This window comes from Halorientalis sp. IM1011 (assembly GCF_001989615.1).
In the GTDB taxonomy this organism is placed as follows: domain Archaea; phylum Halobacteriota; class Halobacteria; order Halobacteriales; family Haloarculaceae; genus Halorientalis.
Genome location: NZ_CP019067.1, coordinates 199,077 through 217,032, shown reverse-complemented (window position 1 = coordinate 217,032; position 17,956 = coordinate 199,077). Strand labels below are relative to the sequence as shown.

Annotated in this window: 20 protein-coding genes and 2 tRNA genes; 9 read left to right on the top strand and 13 right to left on the bottom strand. The window is 66.1% G+C overall.

The window, feature by feature from the left end; all coding sequences use genetic code 11:
* Positions 1-36 precede the first annotated feature (36 nt).
* From BV210_RS01125 to BV210_RS01100, 6 genes are all read right to left on the bottom strand, one after another.
* Positions 37-121: transfer RNA gene (locus tag BV210_RS01125), tRNA-Leu, on the bottom strand.
* A gap of 114 nt (positions 122-235) precedes the next feature.
* The gene (locus tag BV210_RS01120) at positions 236-1,051 is read right to left on the bottom strand and encodes a DNA-directed RNA polymerase subunit D (protein WP_077204864.1); all 816 of its coding nucleotides are present in this window, start codon (positions 1,049-1,051) and stop codon (positions 236-238) included.
* Between the two features lie 3 nt (positions 1,052-1,054).
* Entirely contained in the window at positions 1,055-1,447 is a 393-nt protein-coding gene (locus BV210_RS01115; RefSeq protein WP_077204863.1) for a 30S ribosomal protein S11, read from the bottom strand.
* Between the two features lies 1 nt (position 1,448).
* Positions 1,449-1,967 carry a 30S ribosomal protein S4 gene (locus tag BV210_RS01110; protein WP_077204862.1) on the bottom strand — a complete coding sequence of 173 codons (519 nt, stop codon included), beginning with the start codon at positions 1,965-1,967 and terminating at the stop codon, positions 1,449-1,451.
* On the bottom strand, positions 1,967-2,506 hold the full coding sequence (locus BV210_RS01105; RefSeq protein WP_077204861.1) for a 30S ribosomal protein S13: 540 nt from the start codon (positions 2,504-2,506) through the stop codon (positions 1,967-1,969). Before BV210_RS01105 ends, BV210_RS01110 begins: the two co-directional genes overlap by 1 nt.
* Before the next feature lie 20 nt (positions 2,507-2,526).
* A tRNA-Ser gene (locus BV210_RS01100) sits at positions 2,527-2,611 on the bottom strand.
* Between the two features lie 399 nt (positions 2,612-3,010).
* On the opposite strand from BV210_RS01100, the gene BV210_RS01095 reads away from it, so the two are divergent.
* Positions 3,011-3,841 (top strand): hypothetical protein, encoded by an 831-nt coding sequence (locus BV210_RS01095; protein ID WP_077204860.1) that lies wholly within the window; start codon positions 3,011-3,013, stop codon positions 3,839-3,841.
* On the opposite strand, the gene moaA is transcribed toward BV210_RS01095, so the two are convergent.
* The gene (moaA, locus tag BV210_RS01090; RefSeq protein ID WP_077204859.1) at positions 3,838-4,818 is read right to left on the bottom strand and encodes a GTP 3',8-cyclase MoaA; all 981 of its coding nucleotides are present in this window, start codon (positions 4,816-4,818) and stop codon (positions 3,838-3,840) included. The genes BV210_RS01095 and moaA overlap by 4 nt on opposite strands.
* 137 nt (positions 4,819-4,955) lie before the next feature.
* On the opposite strand from moaA, the gene BV210_RS01085 reads away from it, so the two are divergent.
* A complete protein-coding gene (locus tag BV210_RS01085) occupies positions 4,956-6,050 on the top strand; it encodes an Mrp/NBP35 family ATP-binding protein (RefSeq protein ID WP_077204858.1) in 1,095 nt (364 codons plus the stop codon).
* A gap of 80 nt (positions 6,051-6,130) precedes the next feature.
* A complete protein-coding gene (locus BV210_RS01080) occupies positions 6,131-6,517 on the top strand; it encodes a hypothetical protein (protein ID WP_077204857.1) in 387 nt (128 codons plus the stop codon).
* A gap of 27 nt (positions 6,518-6,544) precedes the next feature.
* Here BV210_RS01080 and BV210_RS01075 read toward each other — a convergent pair whose 3' ends face one another.
* Positions 6,545-7,006, bottom strand: a complete 462-nt coding sequence (locus BV210_RS01075; protein ID WP_077204856.1) for a hypothetical protein — start codon at positions 7,004-7,006, stop codon at positions 6,545-6,547.
* Positions 7,007-7,109: 103 nt separating this feature from the next.
* Between BV210_RS01075 and BV210_RS01070 the strand changes: the two genes are divergently transcribed.
* Positions 7,110-8,141, top strand: a complete 1,032-nt coding sequence (locus BV210_RS01070) for a tyrosine--tRNA ligase (RefSeq protein WP_077204855.1) — start codon at positions 7,110-7,112, stop codon at positions 8,139-8,141.
* Positions 8,142-8,191: 50 nt separating this feature from the next.
* Entirely contained in the window at positions 8,192-8,665 is a 474-nt protein-coding gene (locus BV210_RS01065) for a universal stress protein (RefSeq protein ID WP_077204854.1), read from the top strand.
* A 194-nt stretch (positions 8,666-8,859) separates the two neighbouring features.
* Here BV210_RS01065 and BV210_RS01060 read toward each other — a convergent pair whose 3' ends face one another.
* Positions 8,860-10,701: a DASS family sodium-coupled anion symporter gene (locus tag BV210_RS01060; protein ID WP_077204853.1), complete on the bottom strand. Its 1,842-nt coding sequence runs from the start codon at positions 10,699-10,701 to the stop codon at positions 8,860-8,862.
* Between the two features lie 94 nt (positions 10,702-10,795).
* On the opposite strand from BV210_RS01060, the gene BV210_RS01055 reads away from it, so the two are divergent.
* Positions 10,796-11,170, top strand: a complete 375-nt coding sequence (locus BV210_RS01055; RefSeq protein ID WP_077204852.1) for a tautomerase — start codon at positions 10,796-10,798, stop codon at positions 11,168-11,170.
* Between the two features lie 3 nt (positions 11,171-11,173).
* Positions 11,174-12,370: an MFS transporter gene (locus BV210_RS01050; RefSeq protein WP_077204851.1), complete on the top strand. Its 1,197-nt coding sequence runs from the start codon at positions 11,174-11,176 to the stop codon at positions 12,368-12,370.
* A 43-nt stretch (positions 12,371-12,413) separates the two neighbouring features.
* Here the strand turns inward: BV210_RS01050 and BV210_RS01045 are convergent, their stop codons facing one another.
* Entirely contained in the window at positions 12,414-12,767 is a 354-nt protein-coding gene (locus tag BV210_RS01045; RefSeq protein ID WP_077207923.1) for a helix-turn-helix domain-containing protein, read from the bottom strand.
* 139 nt (positions 12,768-12,906) lie between these two features.
* Between BV210_RS01045 and BV210_RS01040 the strand changes: the two genes are divergently transcribed.
* Both BV210_RS01040 and BV210_RS01035 read left to right on the top strand, forming a co-directional pair.
* Positions 12,907-13,326, top strand: a complete 420-nt coding sequence (locus tag BV210_RS01040; RefSeq protein ID WP_077204850.1) for a DoxX family protein — start codon at positions 12,907-12,909, stop codon at positions 13,324-13,326.
* A 57-nt stretch (positions 13,327-13,383) separates the two neighbouring features.
* Positions 13,384-13,974: a flavin reductase family protein gene (locus BV210_RS01035; RefSeq protein ID WP_077204849.1), complete on the top strand. Its 591-nt coding sequence runs from the start codon at positions 13,384-13,386 to the stop codon at positions 13,972-13,974.
* Between the two features lie 27 nt (positions 13,975-14,001).
* Here the strand turns inward: BV210_RS01035 and BV210_RS01030 are convergent, their stop codons facing one another.
* Genes BV210_RS01030 through BV210_RS01020 form a run of 3 tightly spaced genes read right to left on the bottom strand, consistent with a single transcriptional unit; the run spans position 14,002 to position 17,887 of the window.
* Positions 14,002-15,084: a hybrid sensor histidine kinase/response regulator gene (locus BV210_RS01030; protein ID WP_077204848.1), complete on the bottom strand. Its 1,083-nt coding sequence runs from the start codon at positions 15,082-15,084 to the stop codon at positions 14,002-14,004.
* A 2-nt stretch (positions 15,085-15,086) separates the two neighbouring features.
* Positions 15,087-15,530, bottom strand: a complete 444-nt coding sequence (locus BV210_RS01025) for a response regulator (protein ID WP_077204847.1) — start codon at positions 15,528-15,530, stop codon at positions 15,087-15,089.
* Positions 15,527-17,887: a PAS domain-containing protein gene (locus tag BV210_RS01020; protein WP_077204846.1), complete on the bottom strand. Its 2,361-nt coding sequence runs from the start codon at positions 17,885-17,887 to the stop codon at positions 15,527-15,529. Before BV210_RS01020 ends, BV210_RS01025 begins: the two co-directional genes overlap by 4 nt.
* Positions 17,888-17,956 lie beyond the last annotated feature (69 nt).

Here is a 17,956-nt window from a genome sequence, read left to right as displayed (position 1 = left end):
CTTTTACGGCTCGCCGGTTTGTAGCGAGCCGAACAATGCAGGGAGCAGGATTTGAACCTGCGGACCCCTACGGGACAGCGCCCTGAACGCTGCGCCGTTGGCCTGACTTGGCTATCCCTGCGCGCATGTGTCAGTTCCGACTGCCCCTTCAAACAGCTTTCGATTGTCCACCGGTCGGCCCGGCCGCTCTTCAGGGGACGGGGGGCGTCATGTCGGTGTGGGGCAGTGTCGTTCATTATAGCTGTACTGCGTCTTTCAGTTCGTCGGCCCGGTCGTGGATCGTGTCCACCGCCGCCGTCACCAGATCGTCGACCGACATCGAACCGTCGGTCTCGACGTGGAACACGAAGGCGTTTGGCACGTCGTTGACTTCGACCTCCTTCCCCGGATACCGCTGGGTCAGGTCGTGGTCGAACTCCTCGGTCGGGATCAGTTCGCCGTCTCGCGGCTCGTCGCCGCTCGACGTTGCCGAGGCGTGGGACGCCTCGCTCTCCTCGATCACGCCCCGCAGAATGTGCGGGTCGTCGTCGCCGAACTCGTCGGCGTCGCCGACGACCTCCACAGTTTGAAGGTGACGGTAACCGACCGCCACGCCGCCCTGGTGTTTGGCGTGTTCCCGACCCACGTCGTAGACCGCGTCGGCCTCGACTTCGAGGCGCTGGGGGGTCTCGGATCCTTCCGGGTCCTTGAGGTCGATGATCGGGACGTTCTTGTCGGCCGGCTCGACGCGGTCGTCGGTGCTGACCAGGTCGCCCGAGTAGGCGGTTCCCGGCCCCTCGACGTCCAGCGCGAGCGTGACCGTCTCCCCGATCTCGTAGTCGTCGGGCGTGGTCAGCGGGACCAGCCCGAGCCGAAGCGCGATCTGCTCGTCGAACATGACCGACGAGTTCTCGATGACCCGCACCTCGTCGATCGAGAGCGTCGGCACGTCGGCGATCATCGCCCGCCGGATCCCGTTCGCGAACGCGGGGCTCACGTCACGCACGAGGAACCGTGCCTCGCGGTTGCGATCGCCCCGGTCGATGAACTCCACGTCGTAGTCCGGTGCCATGTGTTAGAACCCGCTGTTCTTCGGTGCGCGCGTCCCGTCGTGCGGGGTGGGTGTCACGTCCTCGATACGACCGATCTCCAGGCCGGCTCGTGCCAGCGCGCGAATCGTCGCCTGCGCGCCCGGACCGGGGTTGGTCTGCTGGTTCCCGCCGGGACCGCGCACGCGAACGTGGACGCCCTCGACGCCCTGCGCGAGGACTTCCTCTGCGACCGTCTCGGCCATCTGCATGGCCGCGTACGGCGAGGCCTCGTCGCGATTCTGCTTGACGACCGTCCCGCCGGAAGACTTCGCGAGCGTCTCCGCGCCGGTCTGGTCGGTGATCGTGATGATCGTGTTGTTGAACGATGCGTGCACGTGGGCGATGCCCCAGATGTCGTCTGGTCCTTCCTCTGGCATGTTACTGTTCCTCCGCGCGTTCGGGGTGGAGTTCGTCCGTCAGCGGACTCGTGCTGTCGAACTCGACGAGGTCACCTTCCGCGACGGCGACCTTCCGCGAGGGCTCGGTGACGCGACTTCCCTCGACCGTCACGTGTCCGTGGACGATGAACTGGCGGGCCTGCTTGGCCGTGTTGGCCAGGCCCTTGCGGTAGACGACCGTCTGGAGGCGACGCTCCAGCACGTCGGTCACGTCCAGCGACAGGATGGCGTCCAGGTCGTCCTCGTCGTTGAGGATGCCGAGTTTCTTCAGCCGGGCCAGGAACTCCTGGCTCTCGGCGGCTTCGGCGTCGCCCTGGGCGGCACCGAGCAGCTGGCGGGCCTCACGCCGGTAGGATCGCAGTTCCGACTGGGCGCGCCAGAGTTCCTCTTTGTTCTTGAGTCCGTAGCGAGCGACGAGGTCGTGCTCGTCGGCGATACGTTCACCCTGGAACGGGTGGTTCGGTGTCTCGTAGAGTTTCGTCTTCGTTCCGAGTGGCATTACTCTTCACCTCCCTCCTCTTCGCCGGCGGCCTCCTCGGCCTGCTCTTCCTTGATCGCCTCGACGTTGACGCCGATGGTCCCCTCGGTACGACCGGTGGACTTCGTGCGCTGTCCGCGGACCTTCTGTCCGCGCTTGTGGCGAACCCCGCGGTAGGAGTCGATCATCTTCATCCGGTTGATGTCCTGCCGGCGGGTCATGTTGAGATCGTTGCCGATCTCGTGGGTGGTCTCCCCCGAGAAGAAGTCCGACTGGTGGTTGGTCATCCACTCCGGGACTTCCTCGGCGAACCCTTCCACGAGGCCGACGATCTCCTCGATCTCCTCGTCTTCGAGCTTGCCGAAGACTTCGCGACGGTCGATGTCCGTCTTCTCGATGATGATCCGGGCGGCCCGGTGTCCGATACCGTTCATGTCAGTCAGTGCTCGCTCGACGGATTTCGTCCCGTCGAGGTCGGTCTGTCCGATACGGACGAAATAGCGGATGTCCTCCTCTTCTTCCTCCGCGTTCTCGTCCTCGGGTGGGTCTTCTGCACTCATGTGTAACCGTTGTCGGTGAGCGTCGTGGCGGGGATTCGAACCCCGGAGGCTTGACGCCACAGAGTTAGCAACCCTGCGCCTTGGGCCAGACTTGGCTACCACGACCCGCTTTTCTGTTGTATGTCCGCCCTGCGAGACCAACGGTCTCGATCGGACTCGGGGCCCGCAGCCCCTACACGATCTGTACTCACTCGTATTGCCAGGGTCTATTTAAACGCAACGGAACCGCCCCGTCGTCGAGTTCAGCACGGCATCGTGGGCGTGATCCGCCGCGGAAAGTGACAACACTGGTTCATTTATCTCGAAGCCCTGTCATCGTCCGATACAGCGAGCGACACGACCACCGCCGACAGACGACTGGCCAGAAGACGAACCCGCGCGACGTGGGAATCCTATCTTGTGAGGGAGTGGTATTTTGTACACTCGAGTGAACAGTTCAGATATGACGGGGGATCGACAGGGGCGAGGGACAGCGCTGGCGATCGTACTCGCCGTCCGGGGCCGATGACGACTCCGCGACCCGAACCGCGGTCCGACCGGATCTGGGCCGCCGTCGCGTCGCTTCCGGTCCCGGTCCGCCACGCTGTCTCCCTGCAGATCCGCTCGATCCGCTTTCTGACCGATCAGCTCTCCCTCGCTGCGCTGTATCTGGCCGTCGGCGTACTCACGGCGCTCGCACCCGCCTATCTCACGCCGCTGGAACTGCTTGCGGTCAAGTTCGTGGTCGCCTGTCCGGTGCTCGCGGTCACCTACCTCGCCGTCGCCGACTGGACCGGCGTCGATCCCCAGTCGCCGATCTCGTTCGTCCAGGGGACCGTCGTCGGATCCGGTGTCGTCGCCATTCCACTGCTCCCGATCTCGATGGGGACGCTCACGCTGGTCGCTCTGCTCGGCGGGACCGTCGCGGGGTTCGGTCCGGGACCCTGGACCGCTGGCGCGATCGATCTGTACCTGGTCCCGCTCTACCCCCTCCTGCTCTACCTGCTGGTGTCCTCGACGCTGATCGTCCCTGCCACCGTGATCGACCGCGCGCGCCCCACGTTCGCCGGTCGCCTCGGCTGGCGAGCGGTCCGGCACGCCCGCTGGACCGTCGTCAGTGCGCTGCTCTGCACCGCCCTCTTCGCGGGCACGATTCTGGCCGCCCTCGTCGGCCTGTTCGGTGTCCTGGCGTGGCTCTCACCCGGCAGCGCGCCGGCCCTCGACGTTCGCTTCGCCCGGGGCGTCGTCTACGAGGTGTGCAAGTGGCTGTTCGTCGTCGCGCTCGGGTTCCTGTACGTCGACGAACGCCCCGTGGCCGACGGCGGGCCGGGATCGGTCGGACTGGCCGATCACTAGACGCCGATGTACTCCTCGTTGATCGTCCAGTCGCCGTCGTCGTCCTTGATCATGTACTCGCCGTAGTAGGGCACCCGCTCGTGGACCGTCTCGCGGAACGCCTCGCGGATCTCAGCCTTCGTCATCTCACCCATCGACCGCAGGTCGTCGTTGCGGTTGAGACAGCCCTTGAGATATCCTTCGTGCGTGACGCGCACGCGATGGCAGTTCGCACAGAAGTCTGCGTTCCCGACGGGGTCGACGATCTCGACCATGCCACCGGACTCGTCTTCCGGCCGGCCGCCGACCCAGTAGCGTCGGCGGTCGTGCATCTCCCGCTGCTCGACGTGGTCGGCCTGGTCTTCGAGCCAGTCGTGGACTCGCTGGATGTCGACGGCCCACTCGGGCCGGCCGGCCAGTTCCGGCATGTACTCGATGAGCTGGAGCTGGAGCCCGTCGTTCTCGGCGACGTGGTCGACCATCTCCGGGACGTAGCCCGCGGTCCCCTCGAAGACGACCATGTTCAGCTTGACGGGATCGAGGCCTGCGGACAGCGCCGCCTCGACGCCCTCGATCACCGCCTCGTACTCGCCGCTCTTGGTGACCTCGGCGAAGGCCTCCTGATCGAGGGCGTCCTGTGAGACGTTCACCCGGTCGAGCCCGGCGTCCACCAGATCCGGGGCGCGGCCGGGGAGGTAGGTGCCGTTGGTCGTCAGCGAGGTCTCCATCCCGTCGGGCGTGCGCCGGACGATCTCTTCGAGGTCCTCCCGGAGCATCGGCTCGCCGCCGGTGAACTTCACGGCGTCCACGTCGAACTCGGCGGCGACCTCCAGAAAGCGGACCACGTCGTCGGTCGTCATCTCGTCGTCGCGGGGTTCCATCGGCCCGCGCGTGTCGCCCAGTCCCTCGTTGTGGCAGTAGACGCAGTCGAAGTTACACCGGTCCGTCAGCGACACCCGGACCCCCGACACCTCGCGCCCGAACTGGTCGACCAACATATCCGTGGGTCGGTCGGCCGCGTGCTTAAATCCGCTGTCGAATGCCGGCCCCGCGTAACTATTTCCAGTTACGCGCCACCGATCCCGCGTCCCCGAGTTCACAATCCTTATCGCTCCGCCGGGTCGTCTCTCGGGGTATGAACGAAGCCGACGTTCGGGAGCGCCTCCGGACCGTAGAGGACCCCGATCTGGGCGACGACATCGTCTCGCTCGACCTGGTCAACGACATCACCGTCGACGGCGAGACGGTCCACATCTCGCTGGCGCTTGGCGCGCCGTACTCCCCGACGGAGACGGCCATCGCGAACGACGTTCGCGAGGCGCTGGCCGACACGGGGCTGGAGGTCGACCTCTCGGCGGACGTCGACAGCGGGATCGATCCCGAGGAACAGATCCTGCCCAACGTCGAGAACGTCATCGCCGTCGCCTCGGGCAAGGGCGGCGTGGGCAAGAGCACCGTCGCCGTGAACCTCGCGGCCGGACTCTCACAGATGGGCGCGCGCGTCGGCCTCTTCGACGCCGACGTGTACGGCCCGAACGTCCCGCGGATGGTCTCGGCCGAGGAGCGACCGAAGGCGACCAAGGACGAGGAACTCGTCCCGGTCGAGAAGTTCGGGATGAAGCTGATGAGTATGGACTTCCTCGTCGGCGAGGACGACCCCGTAATCTGGCGCGGCCCGATGGTCCACAAGGTCCTCACCCAGCTCTGGGAGGACGTGGCCTGGGGCGCGCTCGATTACATGGTGATCGACCTTCCGCCGGGCACTGGCGACACGCAACTCAGCATGCTCCAGACCGTGCCCGTCACCGGTGCGGTCATCGTCACGACGCCCCAGGAGGTCGCCGTCGACGACGCCCGCAAGGGATTAGAGATGTTCGGCAAACACGACACGCCGGTGCTCGGTATCGTCGAGAACATGGCCACCTTCCAGTGTCCCGACTGTGGCTCAGAGCACCACATCTTCGGCGAGGGCGGCGGCCGCGAGTTCGCCGACGAGTCCGAGATGCCCTTCCTGGGCTCGATTCCGCTCGACCCCCGCGTCCGGGAGGGCGGCGACGACGGCGAGCCGACAGTGCTCGACGAGGACAGCGAGACCGGCGAGGCGTTCCGGGAATTCGCCGCCGACACGGCCGACATGCAGGGGATCGTCCACCGGCGCGGCCTCTCCATCGAGCGCTCGACGCCGGAACACGAGCACGACCACGACCACGGTCACGACCACGGACACTGACGGACTTCAATATCGAGACGAGCCACCGCCCCAGCGGCCTCGACAAAAATTATGTCCTGTCGTTCTGTCGTCACTCCTGTATGCGGACCGTATCGAAGTGGGGCGTGAGTATCGGGGTCGGCACCGGACTGTTCCTGTTGCAGCTTCTCCTCGTCGGTATCGACATGGCCGCGCTGACGACGGGAATCGTCTACGGGTGTGGAACCCGCCTCCTCGTCGACAATCCGGCTGGGATCGTCAGTCGGGACGAGACCGACCGGGCGACGAAACTCGGATTGGCGGCTGGAATGGTCCTCGTTTTCACGCCGCTGCTGACGTTCTCACATACCCAACTCCTCTCACAGCGGCACGGAGTCGGTCTGGGCATCCTCCTCTTCGGTTCGATGCTGACCATGTGGGTGTTCGGCTCGACGTACGAACGTGCGAAGATCGCCGACCCCGATTCGCCCGGGCACGAAGGCCGGTGATGACCCGTCGGAACGGTCGGGCCGCGCTCAGTCGTCGGCCGCCACGCGATCCTCGTCAGGTCCCAGATCCTCGAAGGCCCAGGAAATCACGCGGGCCTCGACCAGATCCCGAACGTCGAGGTGATCGTCCTCGTCGTACGCCTCGATCACGCGCTCGCTCTCCGCGCGCATCTCTCTTTCCAGTGGGGTCTGGTCGGGTTCGTCGCGCACGTCGTTCAGCAGCGCCTCGAAGTCCTCCCGCAGGTCGAAGTCGGCGCGAGCGGCGTTACACCGCCCGAGCGGACTCATGCCGGCGTCGAGGACGAGGTCCACGACGGTCTCCCAGTCGCTCGCACAGAAGTGGATCGACACCTCGCCGACGATGTCCTGCCACGCGATGGGGCCGCTGTTGTCGAGCAACTGGACGGCGCGGGGCGGCAGGTCCAGCCGCGACTCCGTGTCGGGATTTCCGCACAGGCAACAGGGCTGCTCCGTCTTCCCCGTGTACATGGCCGCGGTTAGGGGCTGGGTCGGTTTGGGTCTGTCCCCCAGTTCCGGGGCAGCACCGACGCGACTGACAAGGTTTTAATCGCGGGCACCGGGTAGCGTGGGTATGAACACGGCCGACCGGCTCGACCTCCTGAAGCGCTACACCGAGGAGGTCGTCACCGAGGAGGAACTCGAGGAACTGCTCGACGGGGAGCCGACCGCCTACATCGGTTACGCCCCCACCGGCGAGATGCACATCGGCCACTTCACCACGATCCGCAAACTCGCGGACTTCCAGCGGGCCGGCGTCGACGTCACGGTCCTGATCGCGGACCTGCACGCCCACCTCGACAGCGAGAAGAGCCCGTGGGACCTGCTCGACGCTCGCAGCGAGTACTACGAGGAGTCGATCCGCGCCATGCTCGACTCGGCCGGCGGCGACCCCGAGTCCGTCGACTTCGTGCGGGGGCAGGAGTTCCAGCTCGACGAGGAGTACACGCTGGACATGTACCGGATGGCCGCCGAGACGACGGTCTCGCGCGCCCAGCGGGCCGGAAGCGAGGTCGTCCGCGAGAGCGAGAGCCCGAACCTCGGCGGGCTGATCTACTCGCTGATGCAGAGTCTGGACGTGAAACACTTAGACGCCGACATCGCCTACGGCGGGATCGACCAGCGCGGCATCTACATGCTCGGCCGCGAGATCCTCCCCGACCACGGCGGCGAAGCCCCCGTCTGCCTGTTCGCGCCCCTCCTCTCCGGCCTCTCCGGCGGGAAGATGAGCGCCTCCGACGCCACCTCGAAGATCAACCTCACCGACGATCCCGGGCAGGTCGAAGAGAAGATCAACGGTGCCTACTGCCCGCAGGGCGAGGTCGAGGACAACGGCGTGCTGGAGTACGTCCGTTATCTGGTCTTCCCGATCATCGAGCAGCGCGGCGAGGACTTCGTCGTCGAGCGGCCCGAGGAGTACGGCGGCGACCTCACCTTCGAGCGCTACGACGACCTCGAATCGACGTACGTCGAGGGCGACCTCCACCCGCAGGACCTCAAGAACGCCGCCGCCGGCTACATCGACGAGGTCATCGCGCCGATCCGCGAGCGCCTGACCGACCAGCCGGAACTGCTGGCCGAGGCGTATCCCGAAAGCGAGGAGTGACGACGGGTCCGCGGTGAACGCCTTTACCGCTGAGGGTCGAACAGACGGATATGTACCGCGTACTGCTCCCGATCAAGACGACGGAATCCCGGGCCCAGGCCCAGATCGAAACGGTGCTCGAACTCCCCGCGGCCGCCGGCGACCTCGCCGTCGATATCGTCCACGTGCACGACGACGTGTCGACGGCCGACACGGAGTGGGTCGCCGGTGACACGTTCAGCGAGACGTACGCCGAGGAGATGGCCGAGAGCATTCGCGAGACCGATCGCATCCCCGCGTCGGTCGAGACCGCCGTCGACCGCCTCGAATCGACCGACATCGAGTTCACGGTCCACGAGCGAACCGGCGATCCGGCCGAAGAGATCCTCGAACTCGCGGCGGAACTGGACAGCGACGTGATCGTCCTCGGTGTCGATCAGCGGTCGCCCGTCGGCAAAGTGCTGTTCGGCAGCGTCGCGCAGGCGGTCGTCCTGAACAGTGATCGGCCGGTGACCGTGGTTCCCGAGCAGACTCCGGAGTCGTAGGGTATCGGGTGCGGGTCGGCGTCGAGAGCTCCGGATTCGGGTCGGGACGGAGGTTTTTCCGTTCGGATAGCGTTTGCCGAGGTATGGCTAGCGGAGACCGCTCCGACGAAGCGTTCGAGTGTCCCGTGTGTGGCGAGACCTTCGACAACGAAGCCGACAGGGACGAGCACCTCGAACAGAGCCACCCCGACTGATCACGGGGGTGGGACGATCAGCCCGGCCCACTGGGGGAGCTGGCCGACGTCGATGCCCCAGACGAGCGGGAGCCAGGTCAGCGAGAGCGCGATGACCAGCAGGACGCCGATGATGTTGAGTCCGAAGCCGGTCTTGGCCATCTGGGGCATCGTGATGTACCCGGAGCCGAAGACGACGGCGTTCGGGGGCGTGGCCACGGGGAGCATGAACGCGAACGACGCGGCGGTCGCCGCGGCGATCATGATCCCGTAGGGATGGATCGAGAGCCCGACCGCGAGCGAGGCCATGATCGGCATCAACATCGCGGTGGTCGCCGTGTTCGAGGTGACTTCCGTCATGAATATCGTCAGGACGACGACGACAGTCATGACGAGGAGTATGGAGACTCCCTGCAGCGCGCCGAGTTGCTCGCCGATCCACACGGCGAGTCCAGCCTGTTCGAAGCCAGCGGCGATCGACAGCCCACCGCCGAACAGGAGGATGATTCCCCACGGGATGCCGACGGCGGTGTCCCAGTCCAGCAGGAAAGTGAACGACCCGTCGTCCTCGCTCGCGGGGATCAGGAACAGCGCCAGCGCGCCGGCGATGGCGATCACGCTGTCGGAGATGCCGGGGACGATGGGCTCCAGGACGAACGACCGGGAAATCCAGGCGGCCGCGGTCACGGTGAACACGGCGAGGACGAGTTTCTCTTCGCGACTCATCGTACCGAGCGCGTCGAGTTCGTCGTCGATGACGTCCATCCCGCCGGGGAGCGTGTCCATCCGCGGGGGCAACAGGAATCTGGTGACGTACACCCAGATGATCGCGACGCCCAGCGCGGCGATGGGGACGCCGTAGAGCATCCACTGGGCGAACGAGATCGACTGCCCGAACGTCTCGTTGATCGCACCGACCAACACGAGGTTCGGCGGGGTGCCGATTATCGTGCCGACGCCGCCGACCGAGGCCGAGTAGGCGATACAGAGCATCAGGGCCGTGCCGAACCTGAACTCACCCTGTGCCGTCGGGACGTCCGAGTCGGCCCGGTCGACCAGGTCGCTCGTCTGGAGGATCACCGCGAGCCCGATGGGCGTCATCATCATCGTCGTCGCGGTGTTAGAGACCCACATGGAGAGGAAGGCGGTCGCGACCATGAACCCGAGGATGATCCGCTCCGGTCCGGCCCCGATCACCCGGATCGTTCGCAGCGCGATCCGGCGGTGGAGGTCCCAGCGCTGCATCGCCATCGCGATGAAAAAGCCGCCCATGAACAGGAAGATCAGGTCGTTCGCGTAGGGCGCGGTGGTCGCGTCGACGTCCAGCGCCCCGGTCAGCGGGAACAACACGATCGGAAGCAGCGACGTGGCCGGGATGGGGATGGCCTCCGAGATCCACCACACCGCCACCCAGGCCGTCGTCGCGCCGACCGCCTGCCCGCCCGGCGACAGCCCCTCCGGGGTCGGGAGCAGCATGATCGCCGCGAACAGCACCGGTCCGAGCACGAGGCCGACCTTCTGTCGGCGGCCGTACGTCCCGCCGACGTCGAAGGCCGAGCCGCCGTCATCACCGCCGTCGTCCCCGTCCCCGCCGTCGGCCCCGCCTCCGCCGGCGTCGGGTGGCCCGCCGCCGTCCCCTCCGTCACCGCCGGGAGTACCCGATCCGTCGCCGCCGGCCCGCCCCGTCGGTGGATCCCGGCCGCCGTCGCTGGCGAGGCGGTCGGCGAGTTCCCGTTCCTCTGGGGAGAGTTGCGACCGATCCAGCAGCGCGGTCGGACGCATCCGCAACGCGGATCTGGTCTCTCGATCGAGTCGCCAGAGGTACTCCCACAGTCGCTCGGAGTGGCCTTGCGAGTCGCCCATAGTCCAACACTTCGTGAATATAACTGAAAATACTACTGCCGCCTCGCGGGGTCGGCGGCACAACCCTTACTCCGCGACCGATCGAGTGTAGGATATGCCGCTGCTCCAGTTCGACACGACCCTCTCGCCCTCGGCCGCGGAGAAGGACGCGCTCGCCGAGCGGGTGACCGACATCTACACCGAGGAGATGGCGACGACTGCGGGCCACGTCGCGGTGACCATCCGCGAGCGCGAGCCGGCCGATCTTCACCTCGGGCGTGCGATCGAGGGCCCGCTCGTATTCCTCGACGCCGAGATCCGGCAGGGACGGTCGTTCGACCGCAAACGCGCGTTCGCACTGGAGACGTTTGCGTACGTCGCCGAGACCTTCGACGTACCCGACGAGAACATGAAGGTCGTCTTCACCGAACACCCCGGTGAGTCGATGATGGGCGTCGATCGCGTCGGCGGTGAGTGGGACGGCGAGTAGTCGATGGACCGGTCGTACTGGCGGACGGTCTCGCTCGTGACGCTGTGGCAGGTCGCGGCGAGTATCTGTTACTACACGGTGTTCGCAGCGACCCCGTTCTTCCGGGACGCGTTCGGCCTCTCGCGGTTCACCGTCGGCCTCGTCGTGACCGCACTCACGCTGGGTTACGCGGTCTGGTTGCTACCCGTCGGCGCATCGATCGACCGCTTCGGCGAGAAACGCATGCTCGTGATCGGCCTCGTCGGGCTCTCCACCGGGGCCGTGGCGGTCGCGGGCGCGCCCACGTACGCCCTCCTGCTCGTGGCGGTCTTCTTCCTCGGGTCGACGTACGCGACGGCCATCCCGGGAACGAACAAGGCCGTCTACGACGGTATCGCTGCGGGCCACCAGAACCTCGCGATGGGGATCAAACAGGTCGGCGTCACAGCCGGGAGCGGGTCCAGCGCGTTGCTCGTCACCGGCCTCGCTGGCGTCCTGTTCTGGCAGGCCGGATTCCTCGTCGCCGCCGCGTTCGGCCTCGTCGTCGCCCTCGTCTTCGCGCTCGCCTATCACCGCAATGACGGCGGCGGCGCGGCGGAGTATCCGGACTTCCGCGCCCTCTCGCGCAACCGACCGTACCGCGTGCTCGTCGCCGCGGGGGTCTTCCTCGGCGCGGCGCTGTTCACGACGACGGGGTACACCGTCCTCTACGTCGAGGAAGCGATCGGCGCCTCGATCGCGTTCGGTGGTGTCGTGCTCGCGCTCGTGCAACTGTTCGGCAGCGCCGGCCGCCTCGTCGGCGGGTGGCTGAGCGACAACCTCCCGGGCGATCCCCAGACGAGAATCGGCGCGATCCTGCTCGTCCAGGCCGTGGTCGGCGCGTTCCTGTTTCTCGTCGTCGCCGCGACCGACAGCCCGTGGAGCGCCGTCGTCGCCTTCTCCGCGCTCGGCTTCTTCGTCCTCGGGAACACCGGGGTCTACTACTCCTACATGGCGACGCTGGTCGCGGCCGACGAGATGGGCGGTGCGACCGCCGGCGGCCAGCTCGCCCTCGTCGTCGGATCGATCCTCGCTCCGCCGGCATTCGGGTACCTCGCGGACACCGTCGGCTACCGGGGGTCGTGGTGGCTGCTGGCCGCCGGCACCGTCGCCGCGACCGGGCTGCTCGCCTACAGCATGCGACTGGACCCGCCGAGCGAGGACGTGGCGATGAGAGAGTGAAAACGGGAGTGTACCTGACAGCGAGCCGAGCGGCCGAGCGCGATCAGTCCGCCGTCGCGGTTTCGGCTTCGGGTTCCGTCTCGGGCGCGAGCCATTCGTCGGCCCAGGTCTCGATCTCGTCGAAGACCGGACACAGCGACGCGCCCTTCTCGGTCAGCGTGTAGTAGGTCGCGACCGGTGCGTCCTCCTCCAGTCGCCGGGAGACGAAACCCATCTCCTGGAGGTCGTCGAGCACCCGCGAGAGCGTCCGGGAACTCGCGCCCGTCGACCGCTTGAGCTCGTTGAACCGCTTCTCCGTCTCTCGGAGGTCGTGTAAGACCACCAGCCGCCACTGTGACCCGATCTGCTCGATCGACCGCACGATCGGACAGGCGTCGGGATTGTCTTCCGCTGTCATCGATGTCACCTACTAACCCTCTTGTCCGGGAACGGATATATAGGTTCGGATCCTTACCAGGTATTGCAATGGAAGCAGGTATCAAAGTGAAATCGGATATCGACCCACGACTGCTCGCGGCCGCGGAGGTGACGGCCTGATGGTGTTCGACACCGCAGGTGCCGGCGTCGCGTTCCTGCTCGGACGCGTCCTGTTCGGGGCCATCCTGGCGTTCACCGGGCTGAATCACTTCCTGAACGGAGCGGAGATGGTCCCCTACGCCGAGTTCAAGGGCATCCCGCTCCCCGGGCTCGCGGTCCCGTTCAGCGGCGGGATGTTACTGTTCGGGGGCCTCGCTATCGTCCTCGGGGTCTACCCCGTCCTCGGCGCGGGCGCGCTCGCACTCTTCCTGCTCGTGGCGACGCCGACGATGCACGACTTCTGGGCGGTCGCCGAGGACGAGCAGCAGGACGAGATGACCAGTTTCCTCAAGAACGTCGGGCTGCTGGGCGGCGCGCTCGTCTTCCTGGCGCTGGGCGGTGTCGACTGGCCCTACGCCATCGGCGTCGGACTCTTCTGAGTCGGAAGCGGCACCGTTAGAGGGACGCGGTCCGTCCGTCTCCACGTTCCACCCACCATGCAGATCGACCCGGAGACGCACGACCGGTCGCTGTATCGCACGATGACGGGCGCGGTCGTTCCCCGCCCCATCGGCTGGATATCGACGACGAGCGAGGAGGGGGTCGACAACCTCGCCCCGTACAGCTACTTCAACGTGGTCAGCGTCGACCCGCCGGTGGTGATGTTCTCGCCCGCCGACAAGGGTCCCGACGAACTGAAAGACTCCGCGCGCAACGTCGTCGACACCGGCGAGTTCGTCCACAACGTGGTTACCCGGCCGCTGTCCGAGTCGATGAACGAGTCGAGCGCCACGCTCCCGCCCGAGGAGAGCGAATTCGACCATACGGGACTGGAACGCGCCGAGAGCGAGAAGGTCGATCCGCCACGCGTCGCCGCGGCCGACGTGGCCTTCGAGTGTGAACTGTACGACGTGGTCGACGTGGGCGTCGGGACGATGCTCCTCGGCGAGATCGTGCTGGTCCACGTCGACGACGAGGTGACCACCGACGGGAAAGTCGACGTGGAGAAGATCGACGCGGTCGGGCGACTGGCGGGCAACTACTACGCGAGCACCGACGACAGGTTCCGCATCGAGCGACCCGACTGACCGCTAATCCGTGATAGGCCGCGTGGTTCAGGCCGACGGAAGTTCGACCGTGACGACCGTGCCGCCGCGATCGCTGTCGCCGAGTGACACCTCGCCGCCGTAGACCGAGACCATCGAGTGGACGAAATAGAGGCCGAAGCCGGTGCCGCCGGACTGGTCGCCGGTCGCGCCGCGGTCGAAGACACGCTGTTTCGTCTGGTCGGGGATGCCAGGTCCGTCGTCGCGCACTTCGAGTCGCACCTCGCCGTTGGTCTCGGCGACGTCCACTTCGATCTCCACGGGGCCGTCGCCGCCGTGTTCCACGGCGTTCGTCAGGAGATTCCCGACCACTTCCGCGAGGAGGTCGTCCGCGACGACCGACGCCTCGTCGGGCGCGTCGGTCGTGATCGTCACGTCGTCGTCCATTCCGCGGACGCGCTCGGCTTCGCTCTCGACGATCGGCACGAGATCGACCTGCTGGAGTTCCGGATCGGACTCGTCGGTGAGCGTGTCCAGCACCGACTTGACCTTCCGGGTGAGGTCGATGATGTTGTCGCTCCACTCGACGATGGTCTCGGCGTCCCCGGCGATGTCGCCCTCGCCGCGTCGCTCCAGCAGCTCCGCCCGCATCTTGATGACCTCCATCCCGTTGAGCATGTCGTGGCGCAGGATGGAGTTGAAAAACTCCATCTGTTCTTTCTGCCGGCGGAGTTCCCGTTCGCTCTTCTTTCGCTCGATGGCGTAGCGAAGCGACCGCGCGAGGGTGTCTCCGTCGATCTCGTCTTTCACCAGGTAGTCCTGTGCGCCCCGCTGGATCGCCTCGATGGCCCGCTCGTGGTTGTCCAGCCCCGTCAGTACGACGACCGGGACGGTCGTGTGGCGATCGACGAATCGTTCGAGGGTCGCGATGCCGGAACTCTCGGGGAGCCCCAGATCGAGAAAGACCACGTCGTAGCTGTCGTCGGCGAGCGCATCGAACCCCGCTTCGAGCCGCTCGACGTGGTTGATGTCCGGGCCACTCCCGCCACCCGTGAGCGAACTCTGCTGGAGGTGGTGACGCAGGAGCTTGGCGTCGCCGGGGTTGTCCTCCACGACCAGCACGTCCCTGGGTTGGGAAATGTTCTCGGACATCGTTACTCTGGGGGGACCTTCACGACGGTCAGCCAGAAGTCCTCGATGGTGTTCACCACTTCGAGAAAGCCGTCGAAGTCGACCGGTTTCGTGAGGTACGCGTTGGCGTGCAGATCGTACGAGCTGACGATGTCCTCTTCCGCCTCGGAACTGGTGAGGATCACCACCGGGATGCGTTTGAGTTCCGGGTCGTCCTTGATGTCTTTGAGAACCTCTTTGCCGTCTTTCCGCGGCATGTTCAGGTCCAGCAGGATCAGGTCCGGACGGGGGCTGTCGGCGTACTCGTTTTCCTGCCGGAGGTACTGCATCGCCTCGATCCCGTCGTTGACGACGTGGAGGTTGTTCATGACGTTGCCCTGCTCGAAGGCCTTCTGTGTGAGTTTCACGTCGCCGGGGTTGTCCTCGGCCAACAGCACCTCGATGGGCGTCTGCCGATCGGACGTCATCGCGCATCACCCTCCTCGGTCACGGTCAGTGGAGCGTCCGTCGACGTTCGCTTCGGGATGGTGAAACAGAACGTGGAACCGACCCCGTCCTCGGACTCGATCCAGATATCTCCGCCGTGGCGGGAGACGATCCGGTCGCAGACGGCGAGCCCGATGCCGGTTCCGCCGTCGCTGTCCCGGGCTCCCTGCTGGAACAGCTTGAAGATACGTTCGGTCTGGTTCTCCGGGATACCCGAGCCGTCGTCCTCGACCTCGAACCGGTAGTGATCGTCGGTCTCGGTCGCGCGCACGGTCACCGTCGGCGACTCGCCGGCGTGGGTGAGCGCGTTACTCACGAGGTTCTGGACCACCTGCCCGAGCTGTTCGCGGTCGGCCTCGACCGTCGGAAGCGGTTCGACCGAAACGGTCGCGTCGGCCTCGTCGATGGCGAGTTCGAGGCTCTGGACGGTCTCCTCGACGACGGCTGCCGCGTCGACGCTCTCGAATTCGTCGGCCTCCGTCGAGACCCGGGAGTACTGGAGGAGATCCTCGATCATCGACTGCATTCGTTCGGCCCCGTTGACGGCGAAGTCGATGTACTCGTCGGCCTCCTCGTCGAGTTCGTCCCCGTACTCTGCCGCGAGCAGGTCGACGTAACTCGACACCATCCGGATCGGCTCCTGGAGGTCGTGCGAGGCGATGTGGGCGAACTCCTGAAGTCGCTGGTTGGACTGTTCGAGTTCCGTTCGGTAGGCTTCGAGTTCGGCCTCGCGTTCGGACCGTTCCAGGGCGGCCTCGGCGTTCCGCGCCAGTATCTCGATGATGTTCAGCTCCGCCTCCGTCGGGACCGTCACGTCCGTCGATCCGACGTGGAGCTGTCCGTATTCCCCCAGCGGGATCATGATCAACGTCCCGACTGGACTGTCCGGCATCGACGGATTCTCGAGGGTCTCGTACTCCTCGACGACCTGCGGGCCTCCGTTCCGGAACGTCTCCATCTCGTCGGTTCCAGGTGTGATAGTCGTGAGTGCCTCGTCGGGTGTCTCGGCGTCCAGTATATCCAGGACGCGCTCGGTGGTCGCCACGGGAACCAGTTCCTCGGTCCCGTCGACCGTGGTGTAGATACTCGATAGCGGCATATCGAGCAGTTCCGTGGCCAGTTCCATGACGATGTCAGCGACCTCCCGCTGTGATTCGGCGGTGATCAGTTCGCTCGTTGCGTCGTTGACGGCCTCGATGCGTCGTTCCTGTCGCTTTTCCTCCGTCACGTCCACGCTGACGGCGATGACCTTCTCCACGTCGCCGTCACGAGTGACGGGTCGGAACCACGACCGGGCGATGAGCGGCCCGACGTCGTGAACGACACTGAACTCCTCGCCGGTGACCGCCTTGTCGAAGTTCGACAGGAACGCCCTCTGTCCCTCGAAGACGTCGTACATGTTCTGCCCGACGAGTTCGCCGGGCTCCAAACCGAGGCCCTCGAGCCCTCGCCCCTGTGAGAGCTCGATATTCCCGTCCGAGTCGGCCGTCCAGAGCGCCAGCGGAACGTTGTCCAGTACCGTTTCGAGGCGGTTCGTCCAGGCTTCGAGGTCACGCTCGCGCTCGCGCAGTTCGGTCACGTCCCGGGAGATGCCGATGACCTGATCGAGGTCCCCGGTCTCGTCGAAGACCGGCTGGTAGACCGTATGGAAGTAGAGGTCTCCTTGCTGGACCTGCACCTCGACGCGTTCGCCCGAGAGCGCCCGCTCGGCGGCATCGGTGACTTCGGGCTCGTCCCCGAACATGTCGAAGACCGACTGCCCGACGGCCTCGCCGGGCTCCAGCCCGAGTTTGTCGAGCGCGTTGCCCCGGGAGTAGGTGAACTCGCCGTCCGGGTCGAGCGCGAACAGGACCAGCGGCACGTTGTCGAGGAGCGTGTCCATCCGCTCTCGCTGGATCTGCAGCCGCTCCTCGCGTCGCGCCTGCTCGGTCACGTCGACCCCCTGGGCGACGAGTGACTCGACTCGCCCGTCCTCGTCCAGAACCGGATTGATCGTCCCGTCGATGGCGATCGGGTCGCCGTCGGGGGTGAGATGCGTCGCCTCGAACTCGGCTTCTGTGCCGTCGCCGGCGCGGTCGACCGCCGTCCGGATCCGATCCTGTAACGCCTCGTCGTGTGCGAACCACGGCCCCTCCCAGAACGGGTTGCCGACGTACGACGACGGCTCGTCCGCGACGAACTCCCTGGCGACCGCGTTCACGCGCAGGATGGTCCCATCGGCGTCGAGAACGCCGATGAACGTCCCCGTCGCCTCGAACACCGCTTCGAGTTGTCGGTTCCGCGCCGGGCCGCTGCCGGGCACCTCCCCGGTCCGATCGTCGACTTCTGGCTGATCCATGATCCGTCCCTCACCGTCCCGATACAACGTTCTACCGCACCGATATCAGATTCTGATACTGACTCGGTC